At 75.5% G+C, this 24,575-nt stretch carries 15 protein-coding genes, 1 tRNA gene and 1 pseudogene; 11 read left to right on the top strand and 6 right to left on the bottom strand.

The window, feature by feature from the left end; genetic code table 11:
• The first annotated feature begins 211 nt into the window (after window positions 1-211).
• Window positions 212-796 (top strand): TetR/AcrR family transcriptional regulator, encoded by a 585-nt coding sequence (locus C7Y72_RS09940; protein WP_158276768.1) that lies wholly within the window; start codon window positions 212-214, stop codon window positions 794-796.
• On the opposite strand, the gene C7Y72_RS09935 is transcribed toward C7Y72_RS09940, so the two are convergent.
• Both C7Y72_RS09935 and C7Y72_RS09930 read right to left on the bottom strand, forming a co-directional pair.
• On the bottom strand, window positions 782-2,173 hold the full coding sequence (locus C7Y72_RS09935) for a cytochrome P450 (protein ID WP_107568585.1): 1,392 nt from the start codon (window positions 2,171-2,173) through the stop codon (window positions 782-784). The genes C7Y72_RS09940 and C7Y72_RS09935 overlap by 15 nt on opposite strands.
• A gap of 15 nt (window positions 2,174-2,188) precedes the next feature.
• Window positions 2,189-3,052 carry a hypothetical protein gene (locus C7Y72_RS09930; protein ID WP_107568584.1) on the bottom strand — a complete coding sequence of 288 codons (864 nt, stop codon included), beginning with the start codon at window positions 3,050-3,052 and terminating at the stop codon, window positions 2,189-2,191.
• Window positions 3,053-3,138: 86 nt separating this feature from the next.
• Here C7Y72_RS09930 and C7Y72_RS09925 point away from each other — a divergent pair, with 86 nt between their 5' ends.
• From C7Y72_RS09925 to C7Y72_RS09915, 4 genes are read left to right on the top strand one after another with little or no spacing between them, the layout of a single operon-like run.
• A complete protein-coding gene (locus tag C7Y72_RS09925; protein ID WP_107568583.1) occupies window positions 3,139-3,768 on the top strand; it encodes a TetR/AcrR family transcriptional regulator in 630 nt (209 codons plus the stop codon).
• Between the two features lie 41 nt (window positions 3,769-3,809).
• Window positions 3,810-4,454: a TetR/AcrR family transcriptional regulator gene (locus C7Y72_RS09920; protein WP_107568582.1), complete on the top strand. Its 645-nt coding sequence runs from the start codon at window positions 3,810-3,812 to the stop codon at window positions 4,452-4,454.
• Window positions 4,454-5,248 carry a hypothetical protein gene (locus C7Y72_RS23210; RefSeq protein WP_158276767.1) on the top strand — a complete coding sequence of 265 codons (795 nt, stop codon included), beginning with the start codon at window positions 4,454-4,456 and terminating at the stop codon, window positions 5,246-5,248. Before C7Y72_RS09920 ends, C7Y72_RS23210 begins: the two co-directional genes overlap by 1 nt.
• Before the next feature lie 5 nt (window positions 5,249-5,253).
• Window positions 5,254-6,420, top strand: a complete 1,167-nt coding sequence (locus C7Y72_RS09915) for a phosphotransferase family protein (RefSeq protein WP_158276766.1) — start codon at window positions 5,254-5,256, stop codon at window positions 6,418-6,420.
• Between the two features lie 200 nt (window positions 6,421-6,620).
• On the opposite strand, the gene C7Y72_RS09910 is transcribed toward C7Y72_RS09915, so the two are convergent.
• Together C7Y72_RS09910 and C7Y72_RS09905 are read right to left on the bottom strand one after the other, a co-directional pair.
• On the bottom strand, window positions 6,621-7,781 hold the full coding sequence (locus C7Y72_RS09910) for a tyrosine-type recombinase/integrase (RefSeq protein ID WP_107568580.1): 1,161 nt from the start codon (window positions 7,779-7,781) through the stop codon (window positions 6,621-6,623).
• A 72-nt stretch (window positions 7,782-7,853) separates the two neighbouring features.
• Window positions 7,854-7,926, bottom strand: a tRNA-Thr gene (locus tag C7Y72_RS09905).
• A 67-nt stretch (window positions 7,927-7,993) separates the two neighbouring features.
• Between C7Y72_RS09905 and C7Y72_RS09900 the strand changes: the two genes are divergently transcribed.
• The 4 genes and pseudogenes from C7Y72_RS09900 (at window position 7,994) to C7Y72_RS09885 (ending at window position 12,969) form a co-directional block, all read left to right on the top strand.
• A complete protein-coding gene (locus tag C7Y72_RS09900; RefSeq protein ID WP_107568579.1) occupies window positions 7,994-9,013 on the top strand; it encodes a DUF3533 domain-containing protein in 1,020 nt (339 codons plus the stop codon).
• Window positions 9,014-9,097: 84 nt separating this feature from the next.
• Window positions 9,098-11,068: pseudogene (locus C7Y72_RS09895) on the top strand (potassium transporter Kup).
• A gap of 41 nt (window positions 11,069-11,109) precedes the next feature.
• The gene (locus C7Y72_RS09890; protein ID WP_107568578.1) at window positions 11,110-12,036 is read left to right on the top strand and encodes a PHP domain-containing protein; all 927 of its coding nucleotides are present in this window, start codon (window positions 11,110-11,112) and stop codon (window positions 12,034-12,036) included.
• A 216-nt stretch (window positions 12,037-12,252) separates the two neighbouring features.
• The gene (locus tag C7Y72_RS09885) at window positions 12,253-12,969 is read left to right on the top strand and encodes a hypothetical protein (protein ID WP_107568577.1); all 717 of its coding nucleotides are present in this window, start codon (window positions 12,253-12,255) and stop codon (window positions 12,967-12,969) included.
• 35 nt (window positions 12,970-13,004) lie between these two features.
• On the opposite strand, the gene C7Y72_RS09880 is transcribed toward C7Y72_RS09885, so the two are convergent.
• Window positions 13,005-14,129, bottom strand: coding sequence for a DNA polymerase III subunit delta' (locus C7Y72_RS09880; RefSeq protein WP_158276765.1), 1,125 nt, complete (start codon window positions 14,127-14,129; stop codon window positions 13,005-13,007).
• Window positions 14,130-14,211: 82 nt separating this feature from the next.
• On the opposite strand from C7Y72_RS09880, the gene tmk reads away from it, so the two are divergent.
• A complete protein-coding gene (tmk, locus tag C7Y72_RS09875; RefSeq protein ID WP_107568575.1) occupies window positions 14,212-14,832 on the top strand; it encodes a dTMP kinase in 621 nt (206 codons plus the stop codon).
• Between the two features lie 52 nt (window positions 14,833-14,884).
• Window positions 14,885-22,231 (top strand): coiled-coil domain-containing protein, encoded by a 7,347-nt coding sequence (locus tag C7Y72_RS09870; protein WP_107568574.1) that lies wholly within the window; start codon window positions 14,885-14,887, stop codon window positions 22,229-22,231.
• A 49-nt stretch (window positions 22,232-22,280) separates the two neighbouring features.
• Here the strand turns inward: C7Y72_RS09870 and C7Y72_RS24140 are convergent, their stop codons facing one another.
• Window positions 22,281-24,569 (bottom strand): O-antigen ligase family protein, encoded by a 2,289-nt coding sequence (locus C7Y72_RS24140; protein WP_107568573.1) that lies wholly within the window; start codon window positions 24,567-24,569, stop codon window positions 22,281-22,283.
• Window positions 24,570-24,575 lie beyond the last annotated feature (6 nt).

Genomic DNA, 24,575 nt, shown 5'->3' with positions numbered 1-24,575 from the left:
ACAACACTGACTAGAGCCTAGTCTGATTTGAAGCCGGAACGCAAGGCGGTGCTGAGCGACACCTTTCGAGCCCGCTCTGGCACCCCGGTACGCAAGCTGTCAGGCGAGCTGGACGGGCGCGACGACTTGCGCGCGCAGGACATGCGCCCGGATTCGATGCCGCCCCGCGGCCTGCGACACTGACCAGGTGCCTTCTCGCACCTACGCTGGCGTGGCCGTCGAGGAACGTCAGCGCCAGCGCCGTCGCCGGCTGATCGAGGCCGGCTTCACCCTGCTGTCCGAGAAGGGCCCTGAGGCCCTCACCGTGACCGGCGTCTGTGCTGCCGCGAAGCTCACATCCCGGTACTTCTACGAGCACTTCGACAATCGCGACGCGCTGCTGACGGCGATCGTCCGCGAGCAGGCGGAGGCCGTCAGCACCCAGATCATCACGGCGGCGACGGAGCAGGACGGTACCGCCGAGGAGCGAGCCCGCGCCGCGGTGCATGCCCTGCTCGGGGCCATCGACGCCGACCCCCGCCGCCTGCAGATGGCGCGGGACCACGACGAGGTCGTCCTGCGGATGCGTGCGGTCGTGGCGGAGCGGATGACCGAGTTGCTGGCCGAGAACCCCGAGGCGCTCTGGCCGGGTAAGGCGGGTCATGCTCGCGTCCCGCTCGCCGCGACGCTGACGACCGGGGGCATTCTGCATCTCATCGCCGACTGGGCGGACGGGCGCTCGAAGCTGGAGCGCGACGATGTCGTCCGCCTCGGTGCGCGGTTCGCCGTGTTCACGGGCGAGTCAGTCCTGTCCTGACGCACGGCGCCGAAGGCTCAGCGGCACGCCGCCCTTGACGGTCATCGACATCCGGTACTCGTGGCGCGGCTGCCAGCCGACGGGCGTGGTGAACGTGTACCGCTGGAGCGCGGAGCCGATCGTCAAGGCGGCTTCGATGTAGGCGAAGCGCTTGCCCATGCACATGCGGCGACCGCGACCGAAGGACTGAAAGGCCCCGTTGTCGATGTCGCCGTCGAGCCAGCGGTCGGGCCGGTAGCTGTCCGCGTCGGCACCCCAGAATCGGCGGTCGCGGTGCAGCGCGATGTTCGAATGCAGGACGGTCGCCCCGGCGGGGATGCGGTACCCGCCGATCTCGTCGTCGACGAGCGCGCGCTTGGGGTTGACGACGAGTGAGCCTTGTAGCCGCTGGGCCTCGTCGAAGCAGGCCGTGATGAACGGCAGCTCGGCGAGGTCGGCCGGCCCGAGCCGGCGGCCGTCCAGTCGGTCGACCTCGTCGCGGGCGCGAGCCTGGAGGTCCGGGCGGGATCCGAGGAACGCAAACGTCCAGGCGAGCGCCGCCGCGGTCGTCTCGTGGCCACCGATGACGAGGAACAGCATCTCGGTGCGCAGCTTGTGGTCCTCGAGCGGCGTGCCATCGGCGTACTCCGCGCCGAGCAGGACGTTCAGGAGGTCCGTCGTCTCCACCGGGTTGCGGCGGCGCTCGTCGACGATGCCGCGTAGGTAGTCGTCCAGCCAGGCGTCAGACCGGGCGCCCCGGCGGGAGAACGGTCGCGGGACCCGGTCGGGCATCGCGAACATCCCGGTGCGCACCGTCGTGGCGAGCATGCGCTCGTCGAGGTGGTGCAGCAGCTCGGGCATCTCGTCGTGGGCGATGCGCCGGGAGAACATCGCGTTGTAGAGCACGGCCAGCGCGAGCTCCTTCAGCGGCTCGACGAGGTCGAGCGTCTCCCCGCTGTCGGCCGCGTGACCCCACGCGTCGACGTGCTCGATCACGGCTTCGGTGAACAGCTCGCCAAGCGCGGCGAGCGCCTTCTGCGTGAAGTGGGGCTGCAGCAGCTCGCGGCCGCGGGCCCACTCGTCGTCGTCGTGGTCGAACCACGACGCGTGGTGCGGGGAGCCTTGGGCGCGCATGGTCTCGGTGACCATCGGCGCGCGCTGGTACTTCGCGGCGGCCTTGAGGTTCACGTGCGCGATGTGGTCGCGGTGGCCGAGCAGGATCAGCTCGGTGAACGGCATGGGGACGCGGACGACGTCGCCGTACTCCTCGAGCAGCCGGATCGGCTCGAACCACGGGTCGCGGCCGAGCCGCGCGAGGGCGGACACCGCGGCCGGACCGCTGGGCCCGGGCGGAAGCGGTGCGGAGATGGTCGCGTCGGTGGTGATCGAGGTCGCCATGGTGGTCTCCTCTGCTCAGGCACCGGCCGCGACGGCGACCGGCATATCGGGGATGCCCGGATCTGACCCGCGGGCGGCGCGTTCGCGGCGCTCGCGGATCTCGGGGTACTGCAGGGCGGCGTAGGTGACAGCGACGGAGGTGACCATCACGACGATCGCGGCCGCCCAGGTCACGAGCGCGGGCGCGGAGGACTGGATCGTGATGTACACGGGCCAGGAGACGCCGACGACGTAGCCGATGGTCGCGGTGGGGATGGCCAGCCAGAGCCAGAGGATGTTCCAGCCCTTCAGATAGGTGGCCCCGAGCCAGGTGACGACGCCGTAGAACGGCAGCAGCGTCGAGTTCTGGACGATCGAGTAGAGCGGGATCCCGAAGATCCGGGTCGCGTTGTCGCCGTAGTAGCGGATGATCCCCCACTCGTGCCAGAGGACCTCGACGATGATCTCGGGGATCCCGACGAGCACGGCGGAGATAAACGTGAGTCGCGCGAAGGACGCGCCCTGCTCGATGAGTCGGTAGGCGTAGTAGCAGCCGAAGGCGACGTAGGAGCACTCGGCGACGAGGATGAAGGACGGCATCTGACGTCCCATCAGCCAGTAGTCGAACCAGTGGATGTCGGGGGCGTAGACGATCAGCCCGACGTGGTCGCCGAGCGGCTCGATGTTCGCGGCGATGACGCCGGCGACGAGCAGGACGCAGGGCAGGACCTCGCGGTGGCGGAACCACTTGTAGAGCGCCCAGATCACGACGGTGGCGAATCCGACGTAGAGCAGGATCACGATGAGCAGGGCGCCGGTGTCGTTGGAGGACAGCACGGGTGCCAGCGGGATCTGGTCCTCGCCCGGCAGCTGGACTCCGCGATCAATGTCTGAGCTCATGGCGAGGCGCGAGACTGACAGGGACCTTTTCAGATGTCAAGAAAGCCTCTTGTCAGATACCAAGCCTGCCTGCGAGACTCCGCACGGTGACGACCAAGCAGCGCCGGTATGGCGGCAAGAGCGGCGAGGAACGCAAGGCGGAACGTCGAGAGCGACTCCTGTCAGCCGGGCTCGACATCGTTCTCGACCGCGGCGCGGCCAAGCTCACGGTGACCGGCGTCTGCCAGGCCGCCGGCCTCAGCGAGCGGTACTTCTATGAGTCCTTCAAGGATCGAACGACGCTCCTGGACGCGATCTTCGCCGGCATTGCACAGAGCGGGGTGACGGCGATCATCGAGGCCGCCCTGGAGGCCAATACCCCGGAGAGCCGCGCACGGACCGTCGTCACCAAGCTGGTCGAGCTGATGCTCGACGACGAACGGCTGAGCCTGGTCGCCCGCGACTTTCGGACCGACGAGACCGTCATGCGAGGCCGCGCGGCCACCGCACACCGGCTCGCGGTCGCCTTCGAGGAGCACGCTGCGGTCTTCTGGGAGATCGACGGCGCGACCCCGACCGAGATCAGAGCGCGCGCACTCGCGGCCGTCGGCGGCCTCGCCGACCTGCTGGTGGCCTGGCAGGTGGGCGACCTCGAGCTCGAACGGGGCGAGGCGATCGCGATCGCCTCCGGCTTCCTGCTCGCCGCGGGCAACCCCGCCAAGGCTCCGGCACGCTGACTTGCCAGTGAGACGTTGAGACGTTATCGTCTCGTCGTCTCATGCATTCGGATCCTCTTTACCCGGTCCCGACGCCGGCCCTCCTGCGGCTCGTCGGCGACGAGATCCCCGCCCCGGACGCGGCCGACCCCGACCTCGACCGCCTGCTGGACGTCGCCGTCGAGGAGCTCGTCCGCTACGGCGTCGCCCGGACCTCGCTCGCCGACATCGCCCGCAAGGCCGGCGTCTCCCGGCCGACCGCCTACCGCAAGCTCGGTGGCAAGGACGAGCTGCTGCAGCGGATCCTCGTGCGCGAGGTCCTCCGCTTCTACGCGACGCTCGAGCGCTCGACGGCCGGGGTGACCGACCCCGCCGACCGGGCCGTCGCCGCGTTCTCGGTCGGGCTGGTGACGGCCCACCGCCATCCGCTCGTCTCGGAGCTCCTCGAGCACGAGCCCTCAGCCGTCGTGCCGTATCTGACGACCGAGGGCACCTCGATGCTCTCGACCCTCACGGACATCGTCACCGAGTTCATCGATCCGGGCGAGACGCTCGGCGCCGAGGTCGCACGACGCAAGTCCGAGGTTGTCGTCCGGCTCAGCTGGTCGTTCTTCCTCACCCCGCGGGGCGCCTTCGGCGCGCCGACCGAAGCAACGGTCGACCAGCTCGCCGACACTGTGGTGCGGGCCGCGTTCGAGGCCGCGTGATGCTCAGTACGTCTTCCGGATTCCTCGACCCCGCCGGCCCGCTCACCGGGTCCAACGACACGGTCTTCTGGATCTTCGCCGGCGCGACGTTCGTGATGGTGGCGGCCTCGGTGATCATCGCGATCCGCGAGGCCGTGACACTGCGCTCGCACCTCCCGATCCTCCTGCTCGTCAGCGCCACCATCTGGCTGCCCAACGAGCCGTTCATCGACCAGATTCTCGGCTTCCAGTACGCCGACGACGCACCCGCCGAGCTCTTCACACTCGCCGGCCGCGTCATCCCCGTGAGCGCCCTCGGCATCGGAGCGATGTTCTCGCTCTTCACCTGGTTCATCCACCGGATGATCGTCAACGGGCGGTCCTACCGGGACATCGTCGTCGTCGCCGTCGTCGCCGGCGTCATCGACTGGCCGCTCGAGATCATGGCCATCCAGGCCGACGTCTTCCACTACTACGGCGACAACCCCACCCGCATCTTCGGCCTGCCCCTCACCAGCGCGGTCCAGAACTGCTTCCTCTACGTCTTCATGGCGTCGATCTTCACCCTCGCCGCCCCGTACCTGAGGGGCTGGCGGTCACTCCTGTTCCTCCCCGTGATCCCCGGCTGCTACTACGCCGTGGCGCTGCTTTGCACCTGGCCGGCCTACCTCGCGCTGCACGCCGAATGGCCGACTGCCGTGTTCCTCCCACTCGGACTGATCGCCGCCGCCATGAACGCGCTGATCCCGCTCGCGATGTTGCGCTTCACCTTCGACCACCGGGCCGCGACCACAGCGACGACCGATACCGAGTGAGCGCCTTGGCGACTCGCGCTCGCGCGGCCGGGACGGTCACGCGGTTGGCGGCGCTGCACACCGTCGAGCGGCTCCGGGCGGTGCGGAGCGACGACCCCGCTCGCGTCCCGACCCACGTCGAGGACCTGACACCCGCCTGGCTGACCGCCGCGATCTGCGAGGGTCGCCCGGACGTTCGAGTGGTGGACGTCGAGCCGCTCGACGGACACTCCGGGACAACCAGCCGGCGGCGCCTGCGCCTGCACTACGAAGGCGCCGCCGCGGGGCTACCGGAGACGGTCTTCACGAAGTCGAACCCGTCACTGCTGCAGCGGATCACGCAGGCGATCACCGGCCCAGCCGAGGCACGCTTCTACCTCGACATGCGCGAGCACCTCGACCTCGAGGCTCCCCACTGCTACCACGCTGCGCTCGACACGCGCCGGATGGCCAGCGCCCTCGTGCTCGAGGACCTCGTCGCGACTCGTGGCGCCACGTTCCTCGGCCCCGCCGACGCGCTGTACCGGCCGGAGGCCGAAAGCCTCGTCCGCACGCTCGCCACGCTCCACGGCACGTTCGCGCACCGACCGATCTCCGCCGGGATCAAGAGCTACGTCGACCTCTGGAAGGACGCCTTCGCCCTCGCGAACATCGAGGAGGCCTTCACGCGCTGCCTGCGTGAGTGCGGCGATCTCCTGCCGGCCGAACTGCGCGCCGATCCGAAGCGGACGTGGCGGGCGGTGACGACATCGATCGCGCGGCACGCCGACCGACCGCTCACCGCGCTTCACAACGACGTCCACCTGGGCAACTGGTACCGGGCGTCCAACGGCGCCCTCGGGCTCTGCGACTGGCAGGCGGTCGTCGGCGGTGACGGCGCACGCGACCTCGCGTACGCGCTCTCGACGACGCTTCTGCCGGATGACCGGCGCGCGTGGGAGCACGACCTCGTCGCGCTCTACGCCGAGGAGCTCGCGCGCCGCGGCGGCCACGCGCTCTCGACCGACGAGACGTTCAAGCGCTACCGCGAGCAGACTTGGGGCGCACTCGCCTTCTGGGCGCCGACCTACAGCCCGCCGAAGCGGATGCCGTCAGACATGCAGCCGCGCGAGGTCTCCGGCGAGATGCTCCGCCGCATCGGCATCACCGTAACGGACCTCGACGCGTTCGCGGCCGTCGAACCGTGCGGCTGAACCATCACACTCCTCGCGCGCGTCACATCGGTCTGCTCTGACGGGCGTTAGCAGGACTTCGTGCAACGCTGCGGCCGCGAGTGTGGAGTTGCCGGCGGGCATTAGGGCAGCCGTGTGCCGTGTCCGAGCGTCAGTGGAGCCTCCAGATCTGCCGACGCCGAGGGCACCGGCAGATCGTTCCGCGCCCGAGGCGACAGGCGCTAGGAGAATGCGCGCGCAACGAGATGTGCGTCATCGCTCCGCGGGGTGTAGTGGAGGTAGCGCAGGGTGCTGTGGAGGTCGCTGTGGCCCATCCATTCCTGCACGCGGACGATGCTGGTGTGGCCGACCATCGTGGTCGCGAACGAGTGGCGCAGGTCGTGGAATCGCAAGCGGCGTAGGCCGGCGGCTTCCTGGGCGAGGTGGAAGCGGCGGCGTAGCGCGCGACGATCGAGATGTCCGTTGCGCCCTGGGAAGACGAGCCCGGTCCGCTCGTCGCAAGCGAGGCTCGCCAATGCCCCGGCGACCTGCGTCGCGAGGGGGACGGAGCGGACCTTCCCCGACTTCGGGACGGTGAGCTCAGTACCCGACCACGACCCGCGCACGCGAACGACACACCGATCGAAGTCCACGTCCCGCCACTCGAGCGCGAGCAACTCGCCCATCCGCAGACCGGTGAAGGCCGCGGTGAGGTAGATCGCGGCGTCGCGCTGGCTCGCTGCCGCCGCGACGAGCCGGTGGATATCGTCGGTGGAATAGACGAGCAGGTCGTAGGTCGGCTTCAGCGGCGGGCGCTGGACGTCGTCGACGGGGTCGTAGGTGATACCCCAGACCCGGCGGGCGCGGTGGTAGATACCGCTGAGGCAGACGATCAGCTTCACCCTCGTCGCCGCGGTGCGGTCCAGGCCGGCGACCCACCGCTCGATCTCCTCCGTCGTGATCTCGGTCAGCAGCAGCCCGCCGAACCGCGGAAGCAGGTGCGTGTCCAGCGCCATCCGATACCCGCGGATCGTCGTCGGCTTGCGGCGGCGGTCGTGCTCGATGTGGCGCAGCCACTCCGCCGCCGCGGTCTCGAACCGCGCAGGTGTCCCGGCCAGCGGCGGCAGCGTCCGGACGCGAATCTGCTCGAGCGTGGCCTCGAGCCAGCGTTGCGCGCCGGCTTGGTTCACGTATCCCGCCGGTGGGGTCCCGCGTCGGGTCCAGGCGGGCCCAATTTTCTTCTGGATCTGCCTGCCGGTGCCGGTGCGGTACTTCGCGAACCAGACCGGTCCGGACTGGCGCTGGACGCAGAAGATGTGGCCGCTCGGCGGGCCGATGAAAGGCAGGAGTTGGGGCTCGTCTGCGCGGCGAGCCATGCGGTACGGCGGCGAGGTTCGGGACATATCCGGGACACGACCATCGGTCCCGGGTGGGGGCTAGCTCGCAAATCTCGTGGTTTGCAGCGAACTTGCCAGAGCCGCCGAGCGGATTCGAACCGCTGACCCCTTCATTACGAGTGAAGTGCTCTACCAGCTGAGCTACGGCGGCAGGGGGCGCTGAATCCTAGCGACACCTCCGCTGCGGTGCCCGCCGACGGTGTGGGAGGGTTGCGGGCATGATCGGCTCGGGGGACACGCGGCGCCGTGCGGTGCTGCTGCTGGTGGCGGCGCTGGTGCTGATGACGGCGTTCTCGACGTCGTACATCGGGGCGTTCCACGACCCGTCGCCGCGCGACGTGCCGTTCGCGGTGGTGGCGCCGGAGGGCCGGGCGACGCAGCTCGCCGACCGCCTCGACGCGCTGCCGGGCTCGCCACTGGACGTCCGCGTGGCGCGGGATCGCGCCGCTGCGCTGGCGCTCGTGCGCGACCGCGAGGTCTACGGCGCGTACGACGCGGGCGCGAACCGCCTGTACGTCGCGTCCGCGGCCAACCGCGCGACGGCCACGGCGCTGGAGCTGACGCTCGGTCGGGCGCTGGCCGCGCAGGCGCTCCCCGCCGCGGCGGTCCAGGACGTGGCACCGCTGCCCGACTGGGATCCCAACGGCACGACGCTCTTCTACCTCGTCGTCGCCTGGGTGTTCGGTGGGTACTTCGCCGCGACGGTCCTCGGGCTGCTGGCGGGGCCGCGCAGCTCGACGCGGCGGCTGGCGGTCGACCGGCTGCTCGGGGTGCTCGCGTTCGCGACGCTCGGCAGCCTGCTCACGGTGCTGATCGCGCGCTGGAGCTTCGGGGTGCTCGACACCGACCTGCTCGCGACGTGGGCGGCGGGCATTCTCGTGATCGGCGCGTCCGGCGCGGCGACGGTCGGGCTGCAGGCGCTCGCCGGCCCGGCCGGCACCGGACTGGTGATCCTCCTGTTCGTGATCCTCGGCAATCCGGCGGCGGGCGGGCCGTACGCGCGGCCGCTGCTCCCGGACTTCTGGAGCGCGATCGGCGGGCTGCTGCCGCCCGGGGCGGGCATGGACCTGCTGCGCGGCGTCACCGCGTTCGACGGCGCGCGGATCGGCGGGCCGATCGCCGTCCTCGCCGTCTGGGCGCTACTCGGCGTCGCGCTGACCGTGTTCCACGGCGGCCGGCCGGCGCGCAGCGACGCCGAGACGGCCGCCGAGGCCGCCGCCGGCGCGGCCGCCGCCTGAGCCGCGCCGGGCTTCACGGCTTCTTGACGGCGGGCCGACCGATCTGCACGTCGGCTTCACGGACGCGGGCGCAGCATGGGTCGCATGGTCCCCCCTGCTGCCGCCACCGCCATCCAGGCCCCGGCCCTGCGCGCCCCCGCCGCGCGCACCGCCGGCCGCAGCGCCCTGGTCCTCGGGGCCCTCGGCGTGGTCTTCGGCGACCTCGGCACCAGCCCGCTCTACACGATGCAGACGGTCTTCAACCCCGACGACCCGCACCCCGTGGCGGTCTCGACGCAGAGCGTCTTCGGGGTCGTGTCGATGATCTTCTGGTCGGTCGTCCTGATCGTCAGCGTCACCTACGTGGCGCTCGTCATGCGCGCGGACAACGACGGCGAGGGCGGCATCATGGCCCTGCTGACGCTGCTGCGCCGCCGCGCCGCCGGCGACGGCCGGACCGCCCGGCGGGCCGCCACCGTCCTCGCCGGGCTCGGCGTCTTCGGGGCGGCGCTCTTCCTCGGCGACAGCATGATCACGCCGGCGATCTCGGTCCTCTCCTCCGTGGAGGGGGTGAAGGTCGCCGCCCCGTCGCTCGAGTCGCTGATCGTGCCGGTGGCCGCTGGGATCATCGTCGCGCTGTTCCTCGCCTAGCGACTCGGCACCCACTCCGTCGGCCGGCTGTTCGGGCCGGTGATGCTCGTCTGGTTCCTGGCGATCGGCGCCTGCGGGATCGGCGGGATCGCCGACCACCCCGACATCCTGCGCGCGCTCTCTCCCACCTACGCGCTCGACTTCGCCACCGCGAACCCGTCCAGCGCGTTCTTCGCCCTTGCGGCCGTCGTGCTCGCGGTCACCGGCGCGGAGGCGCTCTACGCGGACATGGGGCACTTCGGGCGCCGCCCGATCGTCCGCGCCTGGTTCGCGGTCGTCTTCCCCGCCTGCGTCCTCAGCTACCTGGGGCAGGGCGCGCTGATCCTCGAGGACCCCGGCGCGACGTCCGCCCCGTTCTTCCTGCTCGTGCCCGACTGGGCGCGCTGGCCGATGATCGTGCTGGCGACCGCCGCCACGGTCATCGCCTCCCAGGCCGTCATCACCGGCGCGTTCTCCGTCGCCCGCCAGGCCGCGCAGCTCGGGTACCTGCCGCGGCTGCGGATCCTGCACACCAGCAGCGACACCGTCGGGCAGGTGTACGTGCCGTGGGTCAACTGGACGCTGATGGTGGCGGTGCTCGCGCTCGTGCTGACGTTCCGGACCTCGGCGAGCCTCGCGTTCGCGTTCGGCATGGCGGTGACCGGCACGATCACGATCACGACGATCATGTACTTCGCGCTCGCCCGGCGGCTGTGGCGGCGCTCCTGGTGGTTCGTCCTGCCGGTCGGCGGCGCGCTGATCACGCTCGACCTGCTGTTCCTCGCCGCGAACACGACGAAGATCCCGCACGGCGCCTGGCTGCCGCTGCTGATCGCGACGGTCACGTTCGTCGTCCTCACCACCTGGCAGCAGGGACGGCGGCTGGTGACCGCCCAGCGCGAGCGGGCGGAGGGACCGCTGACCGACCTCGTGGCGGAGCTCCACGCGCCCGGCCGGGCGCTGCCGCGCGTCCCCGGCAGCGCGGTCTTCCTCAACCGCACGAAGGACCGGGCGCCGCTGGCGTTGCGCGCGACCGTCGAGCACCTCGGCGTGCTGCCGCAGGTCGTCGTGATCACGTCGATCGAGACGCTCCCGGTGCCGCACGTGCCGCCCGGGGAGCGGATCGCGCTCGACGACCTCGGGCACGCCGACGACGGGATCTGGCACCTGTCGGTGCGGCTGGGATACCGCGACGACGCCGACGTGCCCGCGCTCCTGCGCCGGCTCGACGAGCTCGAGACCGGCCTGCCCGTCCTCGCGGCCCCGGACGCGAAGGTCTCCTTCTACCTGTCGACCGTCGACCTGCGCTGGGGCAGCGCGCATCCGCTCGGCCGTCTGCGCACGCGCCTGTTCCTCGCCACGGCCCGGATGACCGCGGACGCCGCCGAGTACTTCCGGCTGCCCCGCGACCGCACGGTGATCGTCGGCTCGCGCGTCGAGCTGTGAGCGGCAGGTGCAGGCGTCCGGGCGCCGGGTAGGGTCCCGGGATGGCCGTCCCGCCGCCCGAGGCGCCCACGTTCGACCTGCAGTCGCACTCGACCTGCTCGGACGGGGCCCTGCCCCCGCGCGAGGTCGTCGCGCGCGCCGCCGCCGCCGGCGTCGAGCTGCTCGCGCTCTCCGACCACGACACGGTCGAGGGCGTCGACGAGGCGATCGCCGCCGGCCGCGAGCACGGGGTGCGGATCGTCCCGGCGGTCGAGATCAGCGTCCTGGACGGCGAGCACGACGACCTGCACATGCTCGCCTACTGCGTCGACCACCACTCACCGCGGCTCCTCGAGGTGCTCGGGCTCTGCCGGGCGGACCGGGGCACGCGGGCCGCGCGGATGGCGGACGCGCTCGAGCAGGAGGGCCTGATCGTGGACCGCACGGAGCTGGCGGCCCGCCGCGCCGCCGGCGGGGCGGTCGGGCGGCCGCACCTGGCGCGCGCGGTCGCGTCGCACCCCGGCAACGCGAAGCGCCTGGCGGCGGAGGGTCTCGCCCGGCCGGGGGACACGGTCATGCAGATCGCCGACGCCGTGCTCGTGCGCTACCTGATCCCGGGCGGGGCCGCGTTCCGTCCCCGGGCCGCCCCAACCGTCGAGGGCTGCATCGAGATCATCCACGAGGCCGGCGGCCTGGCCGTGTGGGCGCACCCGTTCTGGGACCTGTCGGACCCCGACGAGGTCCTCGGGGCGATCGACCGGTTCGCCGCCGCGGGACTCGACGGCGTCGAGGCGTTCTACGTCACGCACACCCCCGAGCAGACGCGGCTCATCGTCGACCACTGCGCGGGCCTCGACCTGCTGACCACCGGCTCCGCGGACTTCCACGGCCCCGACCACGCGCGCTTCCACACCTTCCGCGCGTTCGGCCTGCACGGGCGCGCGCCGCGGCTCGGCCCGATCGGCGAGATCCCGCCGGTGCGCCCGTAGCGCCACGACGGCCCCGACGAGCAGCGCGTAGAGCAGCACCGCGGCGATCGACGTCGCGCTGATCACGAGGCCCGCCGCGAGCGCGCCCGTGACCGCCGCGGTCCCCGCCCCCGCGCCGGCGGTCGCGACCGTGGCGGCCGGGGACGCGCTCGGTCCCAGCGGCAGCAGGCCGAGCACCCCGAGCGCCGCGAACAGCTGCGCGACCTCCGCGAGGCCGTGCGGCAGCCCGACCGCCCAGAGGGCGACGCCGGCGCGGACGGCGCCGAGGGCGCAGATCACGCCGACGATGGCCGCGAGCCGACCGCGCAGCCCCGGCTCGCCGAGGACCGCGAGGCCGCGCGTGCACGGGCGCGTCGCCCCGAACCGCAGCAGCAGCGCGCGGCCCGCCAGCGGCAGGCCGACCCCGAGCGCGAGCGCTCCCGGCGCCACCCACCAGGCGCCGCCCGCGAGCACGACGGCGGCGACGAGGAGCAGGCAGGCGCCCGCCACCTCCAGGACGAAGATCGGCACGTCGGCGACCGCGATCTGCGCGGGCCGGGGCGCCCGGCCGCCGCTGAGGCGGCGCAGCAGCGCGACGCGGACGGGCAGCCCGACGTGCGCCTGCAGCGACCCGGCCAGGAAGGCGCCCGCGTTGGCGCCGTACACGTCGCGGCGCGCGACCGCGCGCGCGTCCACCGCGCCGAGCGACAGCCGCCACGCCTCGGACCGCGCGACGAGCGTGGCGAGGTGCAGCGCCACGAGCCCCGCGAACGTCAGCGGGGTGACGGCCCGCAGGGCGTCCGCGAGCTCGTCCGAGCGCTGCACGCAGAGCGTCGCGACCGCGCCGGCCGCCGCGAGAACGAGGAGTCCGGAGACCGCGTGACGGACCGTCATGGCCCCGAGATTCCCCTGCGTGCGCGGGGATCGCGTGAAGCGGCTGTGACCCCGCGGTGACCGTCCGGAGACCGGCCCGGCGCCAGGCCCGGTCGCTACGCGTCGCGGACGGCGGCCAGGCGGCGCTCGACGCGGGAGGCGAGTGCCTCGAGCGCGAGCTCCTCGGTCACGTTCAGTTGGAACCGCGCGCGGGTCTCGTCGACCAGCGCCACCGCGTCCCGCAGCGCGCGGGCGTCCGGCACGAGCTCCGCGTCGGCGGTCAGCTCGGCGCGACGGTCGGCGTTGTGCGCGAGCTCGGGGACCCCGTCGACGACGCACGCGAGGTCGCGGAACCACAGGCCGGTGAGCTGCAGGCCGTGGTCGAGCGCCTCGTTCATCGTCCGGCGCATCATCCGCTTGGCCGCGGTCTCCCCCTCCTTCTGCGCGCGCTTCTGCTCCTTCTTGGGGAGCAGCGCGACCGCCTCCTCCGTGGCGGCGATGCGGGCGTCGTACTCGGCGTGCGCGCGGTCGCCCATGACCTTCAGGACGCCCTCCCAGGGCCGGTCGACGAGCTCGCCGCGGACGATCGCGCGGGCGAGCCGCTCGGCCCCGTGGCGCAGTGCCGGCCCGTCGCCGAGCGCGAGCCGCCGGGCGCGCTCCGCGTCCCCGAGCCCGAGCCGGGCGCAGGCGTCCGCGACCTCCGGGCTCGCTCCCGCCCGGCCGAGGACGTCGCGCAGCTGCTGCGGCGTCGGCGCCTCGAAGCGGACCGGCTGGCAGCGCGAGACGATCGTCGGCAGCACGTCGCCGAAGCGGTCGGTGACGAGGATCAGGTGCACGTAGTCCGGCGGCTCCTCGAGCGTCTTGAGCAGCCGGTTGGCGACCGTGTCGTTCATCGTGTCCGCCTGCTCGAGCAGGAAGACGCGGCGTCGCGCCTCGAACGGCGTGCGCGTCGCGCCCATGACGACGGGCTCCTCGATGTCCTCCTTGATCATCGCCCCGGCGCCGCTGGGGCGCACGTGCGTGAAGTCCGGGTGCACGCCCTCGCGCACGCGGCGCGCGGCCCCGGCCGCGTCGGGGGACCCGTCGGCGATCAGCGCCGCGGCGAGGCCGAGCGCGGCGTCGCGCTTGCCGGCGCCGGGCGGCCCGTGGAAGAGGTAGGCGTGCGACGCCCGTCCGCCGGTGAGCGCGGGGCCGAGGACGGCCTGCGCGTGCGGGTGCTGCTCGAGCGACGGGAGGGACACGGCTCGCGAGGGTAGTCGACGCACCGAACGTGAGAGTCGACCGGGACCCGCGAGGCCCGTCACGCCGGTAGGTTCCGGGACGATGGCCGGACGCCTCATCACGATCGAGGGGATCGACGGGGCGGGCAAGTCGACCCTCGCCGCCGCCCTCGAGGCGTCGCTCGCGCGCGCGGGCACGCCGGTGGTGCTGCTGCGCGAGCCCGGCGGGGTGGCGCTGAGCGAGCGGCTGCGCACGGTCGTGAAGGACCCGGAGCTGCGGGTCGATCCGGCGGCCGAGGCGCTGATCTACGCGGCGGCGCGCGCCCAGCTGGTCGCCGAGCGGCTGCGGCCGCTGCTCGACGAGGGCCGCTGGGTGCTGCTCGACCGGTTCGTCGACTCCTCGCTGGCCTACCAGGGCGCCGGTCGTGGCCTGGGGGTCGACACGGTGCGGGCGGTGAACGCGCTGGCGACCGGTGGGCTGGCCCCGGACCGCACGCTGCTGCTGCGGCTGGACGCGGTGACGGGCCGGGCGCGCCAGGGCGTGCGCGGCGAGGAGGCCGACCGGCTGGAGCGCGAGGGGGACGACTTCTTCGCGACGATCGCGGCCGCGTACGACGGTCTCGCGGCCGCGGAGCCCGAACGCTTCCGGGTGCTCGACGCGACCGCGGGACCCGACGCGGTGCTCGCCGCCGCCCTCGACGCGCTGGCGGACCTGCGGACGTGACCGTCCGCGCGCCTAGACTCACGTCCTCGCCCGACGGATCGGGCGCGTCGTCATGAGCCCACGCCACCCCGCCTTCGAGGTCGAGACCTTCGAGCACGTCGCCGCCGGGGCGGACACCGTCCTGCTGCGGATCGCCGGGCGCTGGCGCGCCGACGGCCGTGAGCGGCTCTCCCCGCCGGTCCTCGTGATCGACGACGGGCGGCGCAGTCACCGCCTCGCGACGCTCCCCGGCCCGGACGACGTGGCGCCGCTCGCGGCCCCGGACGGCCCGTTCTGGCGGGCGGCGTTCTCCGCGCCCGCCCAGCTGCTGGCCAGCGGCCGGCTGGCGTACGCGCTGGACGCGGGGCGCGGCGTGCTCGTCGACCTGCCGCGCCCGGCGGCCCGCGGCGAGCGCGCGAGCGCACCGGCCGACGGCGAGCAGGGCGGTCTGCGGTCGGCCCTGCGCGACGAGCGCCGGCGCCGCGAGGAGGCGGAGCGGACCGCGGAGGAGCGCCGCCAGGCGCTGCGCGACGCGCAGGAGCGGCTGGAGCAGCTGCAGCGTGCCCGGGAGGACGCCGAGCGGACCGCCGCGGAGGAGCGCGAGGCGCGGCGACGGGTGGAGGACGCATCGGCGCGCGTGCAGCGGCAGGCGCAGTCGACGCGTCTGGCGCTGGACCAGGAGATCGCCCGGGTGCGCGAGGCGGGCCAGGCCGAGGTGAGCGCCCTGGTGGCGCGGGCGGCGGCCGAGGTCGAGGCGGCGCGCGAGCAGGAGCGGGCGCGGGCGGAGCGCGAGCTCGCCGAGATCGAGGACGAGGCGGCCCGCGCGCGGGTCGCGGCGCAGGCCCAGGCGCGCGCCGCCGAGGAGGCGAGCGCGCGCGAGCAGCAGGTCGCGCGCACGCTGGAGGAGCAGCAGGCCCGCGAGGAGGAGGTGCGGGTCGCCCAGCAGCGCCTCGCCGACGCGCTCGCGGCGAAGGAGCAGGAGGCCGCCGACGCGCTCGCGCAGGTCGCCGCCGTCCGGGAGGAGCTCGAGCAGGCGCGCGCGGCCGCGCAGGACGCGCTGGAGCGCGAGCGCCGGGCCGCCGCGGAGGCGACCGCCGCTGCGACGAGCGCCCGCGAGCTCGCCCGACAGGAGGCGGCCGCCGCGGAGGCGGAGGCCCTGCGCGCGCGCGAGACCGCGACGGAGGCGCTGGCGGAGGCCGAGGGCACGCAGACCGAGAACGAGCGGCTCGCCGAGCGGGCGCGCGAGGCGATCGAGGAGGCCGCCCGCGCCCGCGAGGAGGCGGCGGCCGCCGCGACCGAGCTGCGTCGTCGCGACGACGCGCAGCGGTCCCTGGAGGGCCGGCTCGCCGCCACGCACGAGGCCCGGCAGGCGGCCGACGCGCGCGCCGACGAGGCGCAGCGCCGCCTGGAGGAGCTGCAGCGCGCCGCGCAGACCGCGCAGCAGCGGGCGGCCGAGGCCGACGAGACCGCGACCCGGACGCAGCAGGCGGTCGCCGCGCTGGAGCGCGAGCTCGAGGAGACGCGCGCGCAGGCGGCGCGCACCGAGGCGCTACAGGCGGCCCTGGACCAGGAGCGGCTGCGCCGCACCGCGGCCGAGGCGGCGGCCGCCGAGCTCGACGAGGCGCGCGAGCGGCTGCGTGCGCAGGGCGGGGCCCGGCAGGAGGCGGAGGCGACCGCGCACCGCGTGCAGGCCGAGCTGCGCGAGCTGCAGGTCGAGCTGGCAGGGGCCCGGGAGCGGGTCGCGGCGCTCGAGGACGCCGAGGAGCTCGCCGCCCGGTCACGGGAGCAGGCGCTCACCGCGCAGGAGCGTGCCCGCGCGCTGGAGGAGCAGCTGGCGGAGGCCCTGGAGCGCTCGGGCGAGACGGCGACGCGGGTGCAGGAGCTCGAGGCGCAGGTCGTCGCGCGCGGGGACGAGCTGCGCGCGCTCCGGGCCGAGCTCGCGCGCTCGCAGGAGGGCGAGCAGGCCCGCGCGCGGGAGGCCGCGGAGCGCGCGGCGGTCACCGCCGAGCAGATCGCCCAGCTCGAGGACTCGCTCGCCCGCCGCGAGGAGGACGCGGCGTCGGCGACCCGGCTGGCCCAGGAGCTGGACGCGGCGGCGTCCCGCGCCCGCGACGCGGAGCAGCGCCTGGCGGCGCTCGGCGACGAGGCGCGCGAGCGCACCGCGCAGGCGCAGGAGCTCGAGACGACCCTCGCCGAGGTCCGCGCGGCGCTCGAGCAGGAGCGCGGTCGCGCGGCCCGTCTGGAGGAGCAGGCCGCCCGCGCCGCCCAGGAGGCCGTCGCGCGCGCGGAGCGCTCCGAGGCCCGGTCCGCCGCCCTGGACGAGGAGGCGCAGCTCGCCCGGTCGGTCGCCGCCCAGCTGACGGAGCGCGCCGAGCAGGCCGAGCGGCGCGCCGCCGAGCTCGATCGGCAGGCGACCTCGCTGGCCCGGGATCTCGAGGGCGCGAACGCCGCGCAGACCGAGCTGCGGGAGAAGGCGGCCGCCCAGGCGCAGCGGGCGACGGTGCTCGACGCGCAGGTCGCGGAGGCGCAGAGCCGGCTGCTGGCGCTCGAGCAGCGGACCACCGACGCGCGCGATCGGGCCGCCCAGCTGGAGCAGGCCGCCGAGGAGGCGGCCGAGCGGGCCGCCGAGGCGGAGATCCGGGCCGAGCGTGCCGAGCGCGACGCCCGCGAGGCGCAGGAGAGCATCGCGGGGCTGCGGGAGCGCGCGGCGGAGGCGGACGGCCTGGCCGAGCGCGAGGTCGAGCTGCTGCGCCGCGTCGAGGAGCTCGAGCAGCGCGCCGACGAGGCCGAGGCGTCGCTGGCGAGCTCGACCGAGCGGGCCGAGCAGGCCGCGCGCGAGGCGGAGAGCGCGGTCTCCCAGGCGCGCGATCTCGAGGGTGCGCTGGCGGCGGAGCGGACCTCCGCGGAGCAGCTGCGCGAGCGCGCGGCGACCGCGACGCGCGAGCTCGCCGACGCCCAGGCCCAGATCCGCGACCTGACCGGCGAGCTCGTCGGGGCCGGGGACCTGCGCGAGTCGCTGCAGCGGCAGCTGACCGAGGCGCAGGACCGCCTCGCGACCCTGCAGTCCCGCTCCGACGACGCCGAGACGGCGCTCGCCGCCGCCCGGACCGCCGCGCAGGAGGCGCAGGAGCGCGGCGAGGCCGTGCCCGCCCTCCAGGCGCAGGTCGCCCGGCTGACCGGGGAGCTCGAGGAGGCGCGGTCGGCGCTCCAGGCCGCCCGGTCGGCCGCGCAGGACGCCGGGGAGCGCCTGGACGACGAGACCGCCGCGCGCGAGGCCGCGCAGGAGCGGGCGGCGCAGGCGCTCGAGGAGGCCCAGGAGCTGCGGGTCGGCGCGCAGGACGCGCGCGAGGAGGCCCGCGAGGCCGAGCGCGAGGCGGCGCTGGCCACCGAGCGGGCGACCGCGGCGATCGCACAGGCCCAGGAGGCGGAGGAGCGCCTCCGGGCGGCCGAGCAGCGCGCCGTGGAGGAGGCGGATCGCCGCGTCGCGGCGGAACGGCTCGCGACCGAGGCGGCCGACGCGCGCGCCGCGCTGGAGCAGGAGCTGGGAGCGCGCAGCGAGGAGCTGCAGGCACGGCTGGTCGCGGTCTCCGGGGAGCGGGACCGGACCGCAACGGAGCTTGCCGCGCTCGCGGCCGAGCGTGAGGCCTCCTCCGCGCGGCTGCAGGAGCTCACCGACGAGCTGCGGTCCGCGCAGGAGGCGCTCGCCCGGGCGCGCGAGGAGCGCGACGGGGCACAGGAGCGGATCGCGACCGCCGACGCGGAGCTGGCCGACCTGCGGGACCAGGAGGCGGCCGCGCTGGCGCAGCTGACCGACCTGCGCGAGGAGCACGACCGCGCGACCGGCGAGCTCGCGACCCTGCGCGATGAGCACGACCGCGTGCGCGCCGCCCTCGACGCGCGCGCGACGGAGGCCCGCGAGGCGCAGGAGGCGCTCGCCGCCCAGCAGGAGGCGACGACCGCGGAGCGCGACGGGCTGACGGCCCGCCTCGCCACGGCGGAGGCGGCGGTCGCGGAGCTGACCGCGGACCGCGACGCGCAGGTGGCGGCGCTGCGCGAGGCGCAGGAGGCCGCGCAGGCGCGGGCGGCGGAGCTCGACCGCGCACGCGAGCAGGCCGTGGCGCGCCTGGACGATCTCGGGGACGAGCGCGAGCAGCTGACCGCGGAGCTCGAGGAGCTGCGGACCGAGCGCGACGCCCTGACCCGCACGGTGGCGGAGCGCGACGCGTCGCTGGCCGACGCGCGCGCCGCCGCGGAGAGCGCGACGCTCGAGGCGGCCGCGGCGCTCGCCCGGGCGCAGGAGGCGGACTCGGAGGCGCAGGCCGCGCGCGAGGCCGCGGAGGTCTCCGCGACCGACCTCGCCCGCGCCCAGGAGGAGACCGCGGCCGCGCAGCAGCAGGCCCGCGAGGCGCGCGAGCGCGAGGAGGCGGCGCGCGCCGACCTCGCCGCCGCCCGGCAGGCCGCGCAGGACGCCGAGCGCCGCGCGGACGAGGTCCGCAGCGACGCGCAGGAGACCGACGCGGACCTCGCCGCGGCCCGCGCCGAGACCGAGGCCGCCCAGGAGGAGCTGCGTGCGGCGCAGGAGCAGGCCGCCGCGACCGCGGCCGAGCTGCAGGAGGCGCGCGCGCGGCTCGCCGCGCTGGAGGACGAGTCGCGGGCCGTGCGCGAGCAGCGCGACGCCGCGACGGCGCAGACCGCCGAGGTCCGCGAGGCGCTCGACGCCGCGGACGTGCAGGCGACCGAGCTGCGCGGGCGCCTGGACGCGGCGACCGCGGACGCCGCGACCGCGCGGGAGACGCTCGAGCGCTCGACCGCGGAGACGACCGAGCTGCGCGCCCGGCTCGAGGCGGCCGACGGACGGGCCGCCGAGCTGCGAGCCCAGCTCGACACCGCCGGCGGCGAGGCGGCGACCGTCCGCGAGGCGCTCGACGCCGCCCAGGCGCAGGCGACCGAGCTGCGCACGGCACTCGACGCGGCGACCGGTGAGCGGACCGCCCTGCGGGCCGAGCTCGAGGCGACGCGCGCCTCGCTGCAGGCGCGCGAGCGCGAGGCGGCACAGGAGGTCGACGCCACGCGCGAGGACCTCACGCTGGCCCGGACCGCGCTGGACGAGGCCGAGCGGCGCGCCCAGGAGGCCGGGCGGCGCGTCGACGAGCTCGTCGCCCAGGTCGAGACGCTGCGCCCCGACGCGCTCCGCGCGGGCGCCGTGCAGGCCGAGCTCGAGGACGCGCGCACCGCGCTCGCCGCGGCGACCGCCCGCGCGGCCGACGCCGAGCGGCGGATCGAGCAGCTGGAGCCCGACGCGCTGGCGCTGCCGGCGCTCCGCGCGCGGCTGGACGAGCTGTCCCCGCTGGAGGCCCGGGTCGCCGAGCTCGAGCCGCAGGCCGCGCAGGTCGCGCCGCTGCAGGCCCGCGTCGACGAGCTGGAGCAGGCCGCCGACGCCGCGCGCCAGGCCCGCACGGAGGCGGTCGCCGAGGTGGAGCGGACGACCGCGGTCGTCGCGGCGACCGAGCAGGAGGCCGCCGACCGTGCCCGCGAGCTCGACGAGGCGCGCGCCCGGATCCAGGCGCTCGAGGAGCAGCTGGAGGCGACCGGTCGCGCCCGCGACGAGCAGGCGCGCGCGGACGCCGAGCACGTCGCCGACGTGTCCGGCCAGCTCGCCGAGGCGCAGGCGACCGCGGCGGCGCAGGAGCGCGAGGCCCAGGAGCGGATCGCCGCGCTGAGCGCGGAGGTCGAGCAGCTGCGCGAGACCGCCACGCGCCAGCGGGAGACGGCGGCGGCGCTCGAGTCCGACCTCGTCGCCGTGCGCGAGGAGTCCGACGAGGCGGCCGAGACGCTCGCGGCCGAGCTGGGCCGCGCGACCGAGGCGCTCGCCGCGGCCGAGCGGCGCGTGCAGGAGACCGAGGCGGCGGCGCTCGCGGCCCGGACCGAGGCGCAGGAGCTCGCCGACCGGCAGATCGAGGAGCTCGAGGCCGCGGTGGCCGCCGCGAACGCGGAGACGGCGGCCGCGCTGGAGCGGGTCGAGCAGCTCGAGGTCGCGGCGCGCGCTGCCCGTGACGAGGCCGCCGACGCCGAGCGGCGGGCGCGCGAGCAGGCCGAGCTGCGCCTGCAGGCCGAGCAGGACGCCGACGCCGCGGACCGCGAGGCCGGCGAGGTCCAGGCGCTCGTCGAGCAGACCGAGGCGCAGGCGACCGCGGCGGCGCAGGAGCGCGACCGGGTCGCGCGCGCCCTGGAGGCCGCGCAGGCCGCCGCGCTCGCGGCGCAGGAGCGGGCCGAGGTCGAGCTGCGGGCGCGCGAGAGCACCGAGCAGGAGCTCGAGGCGGCCCTGGAGGCGGCGCGCGAGCAGGCGGGCCGCGCCGACGCGGAGGCGGCGGCGCGCGCGGTGCTCGAGGCACGGGTCGAGGAGCTGTCGGCGGCCTCCGACGAGGCGGCCGCGGCCGCGGAGATCGCCCGGGCCGCGGCGGCGGAGGCGGAGGCGCAGGCGGCCGCGGCGGCGCAGGAGCGCGCCGCGGCGGAGCGGGAGGCGCGCGCCGCGCAGCTCGAGGCCGAGCGGGAGGCGCGTGAGCGCGAGCTCGCCGAGCAGGAGGCGCAGGCCGCGCGCGAGGCCGCGGAGCGCGAGGCGCACGAGCGCGCGCTGGCCAAGCAGCAGGCCCAGGCCGCCCAGGAGCTCGCCGACCGGCAGGCCCAGGAGCGCGAGGTCGCCGAGCAGCAGGCCCAGGAGGCGCGCGACGCGGCGCAGGAGCAGGCGCTCGCCGCCGCCGAGACGGCGCGCGTGGAGGCGGAGCGGCAGGCGGCGGCCGACGCGGAGCTCGCGGCCGTGCAGGCGCACGCCGCCGAGCTCGAGCAGGCCGAGCGGGACGCGCAGGAGCGTGCCGAGCTCGCGGAGGAGGAGCTCGCCCGCGAGGAGGAGGCGCGCGAGCGGGCCGAGCGGGCGCGCGAGCAGGCCGCCGCCCAGGAGCGCAAGCGCCAGAAGAAGGCCGCCAAGCACGCCCGTCGCGCGGCCCGCCGCGCCGGCAAGCCGGTCCCGTCCAAGGAGGAGCTCTTCCCCCACGGCGACGGGGACGGCGACCTTGACGTGGACGGGCCGACGCTCGAGCAGGACGCGCTCGGCGCGGCCGACGCGGAGCTGGAGGAGGAGCTCGTCTTCCCGGAGGACGACGAGGCGCAGGCCCCGGTGGCCGCCCCGGTCCAGATCAGCGCGGCGCGGCGGGCCGAGCTGCTCGCGCTGCGCGACAACGCGCGCCCGGGCCGGGGACGCCGCGCGCAGCGCCCGCAGCGCCGGCGGCCGGCGACGCGCACGGCGACGTCGCGGTGGCTGCCGAGCGAGCGGGTGATCGGCGTCCTGCTCGTCCTCGTGGCGATCGGCGCGGGCTACGCGCTGCTGAAGGGGATCGTCCCGATCCTCGTCGCGCCCGACTCCTGAGCGGCCCCGGGGACCGGCGTCCGCCCGACCGGCGGACCCGCCGGTCCGGCTACGGCGAGGCGGGCAGGCCCGGCGTCGCGACCGCGTCCGGGGTCACGGTCGGCGCCGGCGTCGGCGTCGGGACCGGGGTCGGCGCGACACCGGCCGCACCGGTCGGCGCGGCGGCGCCGGTCGGGTCGGTCGGCGCCGGGGCGACGCCCACGGGCGCCACCGCGCCGGCGGCGGCGAGCGGCGTGCCGGTCGCGGTCGCGGACGCGGACGTCGGGGTGCGCGCGAGCTCGGCGCGCCGCGCGAGCCCGAGCGCCGTCCCGCTGGACGGGTCGTTGCGCAGCGCGCGGGTGGCGGCGTCCTGGAAGCCCTCGAAGTCGGCGAGCGCGAGCGCGACGAGCGCCAGGCGGTACCAGGCCTCCGCGCTGTAGGGCTGGCGGTCGACCGCGTCGAGCAGCAGCCGGCGCGCCTCGATCAGCCGGCCGCGGCCCTGCGCGATCGCGGCCGCCACGAACAGCGGCCGCACCGACACGGGATCGAGGCGTGCGGCGAGGTCGGCGCGGGCGGCGGCCTGCTCGAGCGCGACCGGGTCCTGCCGGTCGCCGGCGATCGTCTCGGCCTCCGCGGCGACGCTCTCGGCGCGCGCGGGGAGCTGCGCCGATCCGATCGCCGCCGCCGCCAGCAGGGCGGCGAGCGCGACGAGGCCCCAGCGGCCAGGGGACGCGGAGGAGCCGAGCAGCGCCTCGACGCTGCGCTCGCGCGGAGGCACGGCGCGCGCGGGCAGCGCGACGAGCGTGCCCATCGCGACCATCATCGGGAGCGTCGCGCCGGGCAGCGACCAGTCCCAGTCGAAGATGCCGTGCACGGTCCAGGCCACGCCGGCGGCGAGCAGGGTCACGCCGAGCTCCCGCTCCCGGCCGGGGCGCATGTCGCGCACGCGAAGGTACCCGACGCCGAGCAGGGTGAAGATCGCCCCGAGCGCGAGCAGCCCACCGACGACGCCGGTCTCGACGAGGAACTGCAGCGGCACGGAGTGCGGCTGCACGACGCTCAGCTGGTCGTCGCGGTAGAGCTTGTGGACGACGGGGAACGAGCCGGCGCCCCAGCCGCCGAGCGGCCGGTCGCGCAAGCCACCCGCGGCCTCCTTCCACCATGTCCAGCGGTTGCCGGAGTTCGCGGTGACGACGCGGCTGGGGTCGAACTGCTCGTCCTTGGCCTCCTCGGTGAACGACGAGGTCGCCCAGTCGAGCGCGCCGCGCGGGCCGCCGTGCTCGGCCATCGCGACGCACGCGCCGACGAACGCGGCGGACACGGCGAGCACCCCGACGATGCGCCAGACCCGGCGGCTCTGCGCGGCGGTCCAGCGCACGCGGTCCTCCGAGCGCAGCAGCCCCCAGCCGATCGCGAGCAGTGCGAGCAGGCACGGCACGAGGATCGCGAGGAGCTTCAGCCCGGCGCTCTCGCGCGTGTCGAGCGGGACGCCGTTGCCGACGAGCGCGTCGGTCTCGAACGCGTAGACGAGTCCGGGGGCGGCGCAGGCGGCGACGACCGCGACGACGATGAGGGTGCGCAGGCGGTGCGGGCCGAGCGCGGTGAGCAGTCCGATCGAGACGACGAGCGCGAGGATCCCGCCGCGCGAGTACGTCATCAGCTGCGTCGTGGCGAGCAGGAAGAGGATGGCGAGCGCCCCGAGTCGCACGCGCGGGCTGCGCGCCCGGTCGGTCGTGAGCCGCAGCCCGATCGGGATGCCGAGCACGCAGATGAGCGCCAGCGCGTTCCAGTAGCCCAGCGGCGCGCGCAGGCGGGCGAGGTCGCGGGTGTGGTCGAGGTCGACGAGCCCGAACAGCGTGACCCCGGGGATGAGCTTCCCGGCGATCGCCCACAGCGCGGTCAGCGTCGCGACGGCGAGCAGGCCGAGCGCGGTGCGCTCGATCGCGCGGTCCCCGGCGAGGGACGCGGCCGCCATCGCGGTGGCGGCGACGATCGCGTAGAGCACCGCCCGGTTGAGCTCGCGCCAGGTGCCGGACGGCTCGACGGTCCACAGGAACGTCAGGCCGCTCCACAGCGCGAACGCGGCGAGCAGCGCGAGGCCGACGCGCCCGCCGCGCGCGGTGCGCGGTCGCGGGCCGCCGGGACGCAGCGAGACCGCCACGACCGCGAGCCCGAGGAGGGCCGCGAGCGTGATCGTCCAGGCGGCCGCGTCGAGGCCGGTCGCGCCGTTGCGGAAGATGCCGTAGAGGACGACGAGCAGGAGCGCGATCTGCACGCGGCGGCCGTCGCGGTGCGCGTCGGACAGCGCGGGAGTGGTCGCGCCGGCGGCGCGGGTGGGCTGGGAAGCGACGGCCTGCACCGGCGC

Origin of the sequence: Paraconexibacter algicola, from assembly GCF_003044185.1 — a bacterium.
Lineage (GTDB): Bacteria > Actinomycetota > Thermoleophilia > Solirubrobacterales > Solirubrobacteraceae > Paraconexibacter > Paraconexibacter algicola.
Note: the sequence above shows the minus strand (reverse complement) of the source record. Positions and strands in the feature narration are given on the sequence as shown.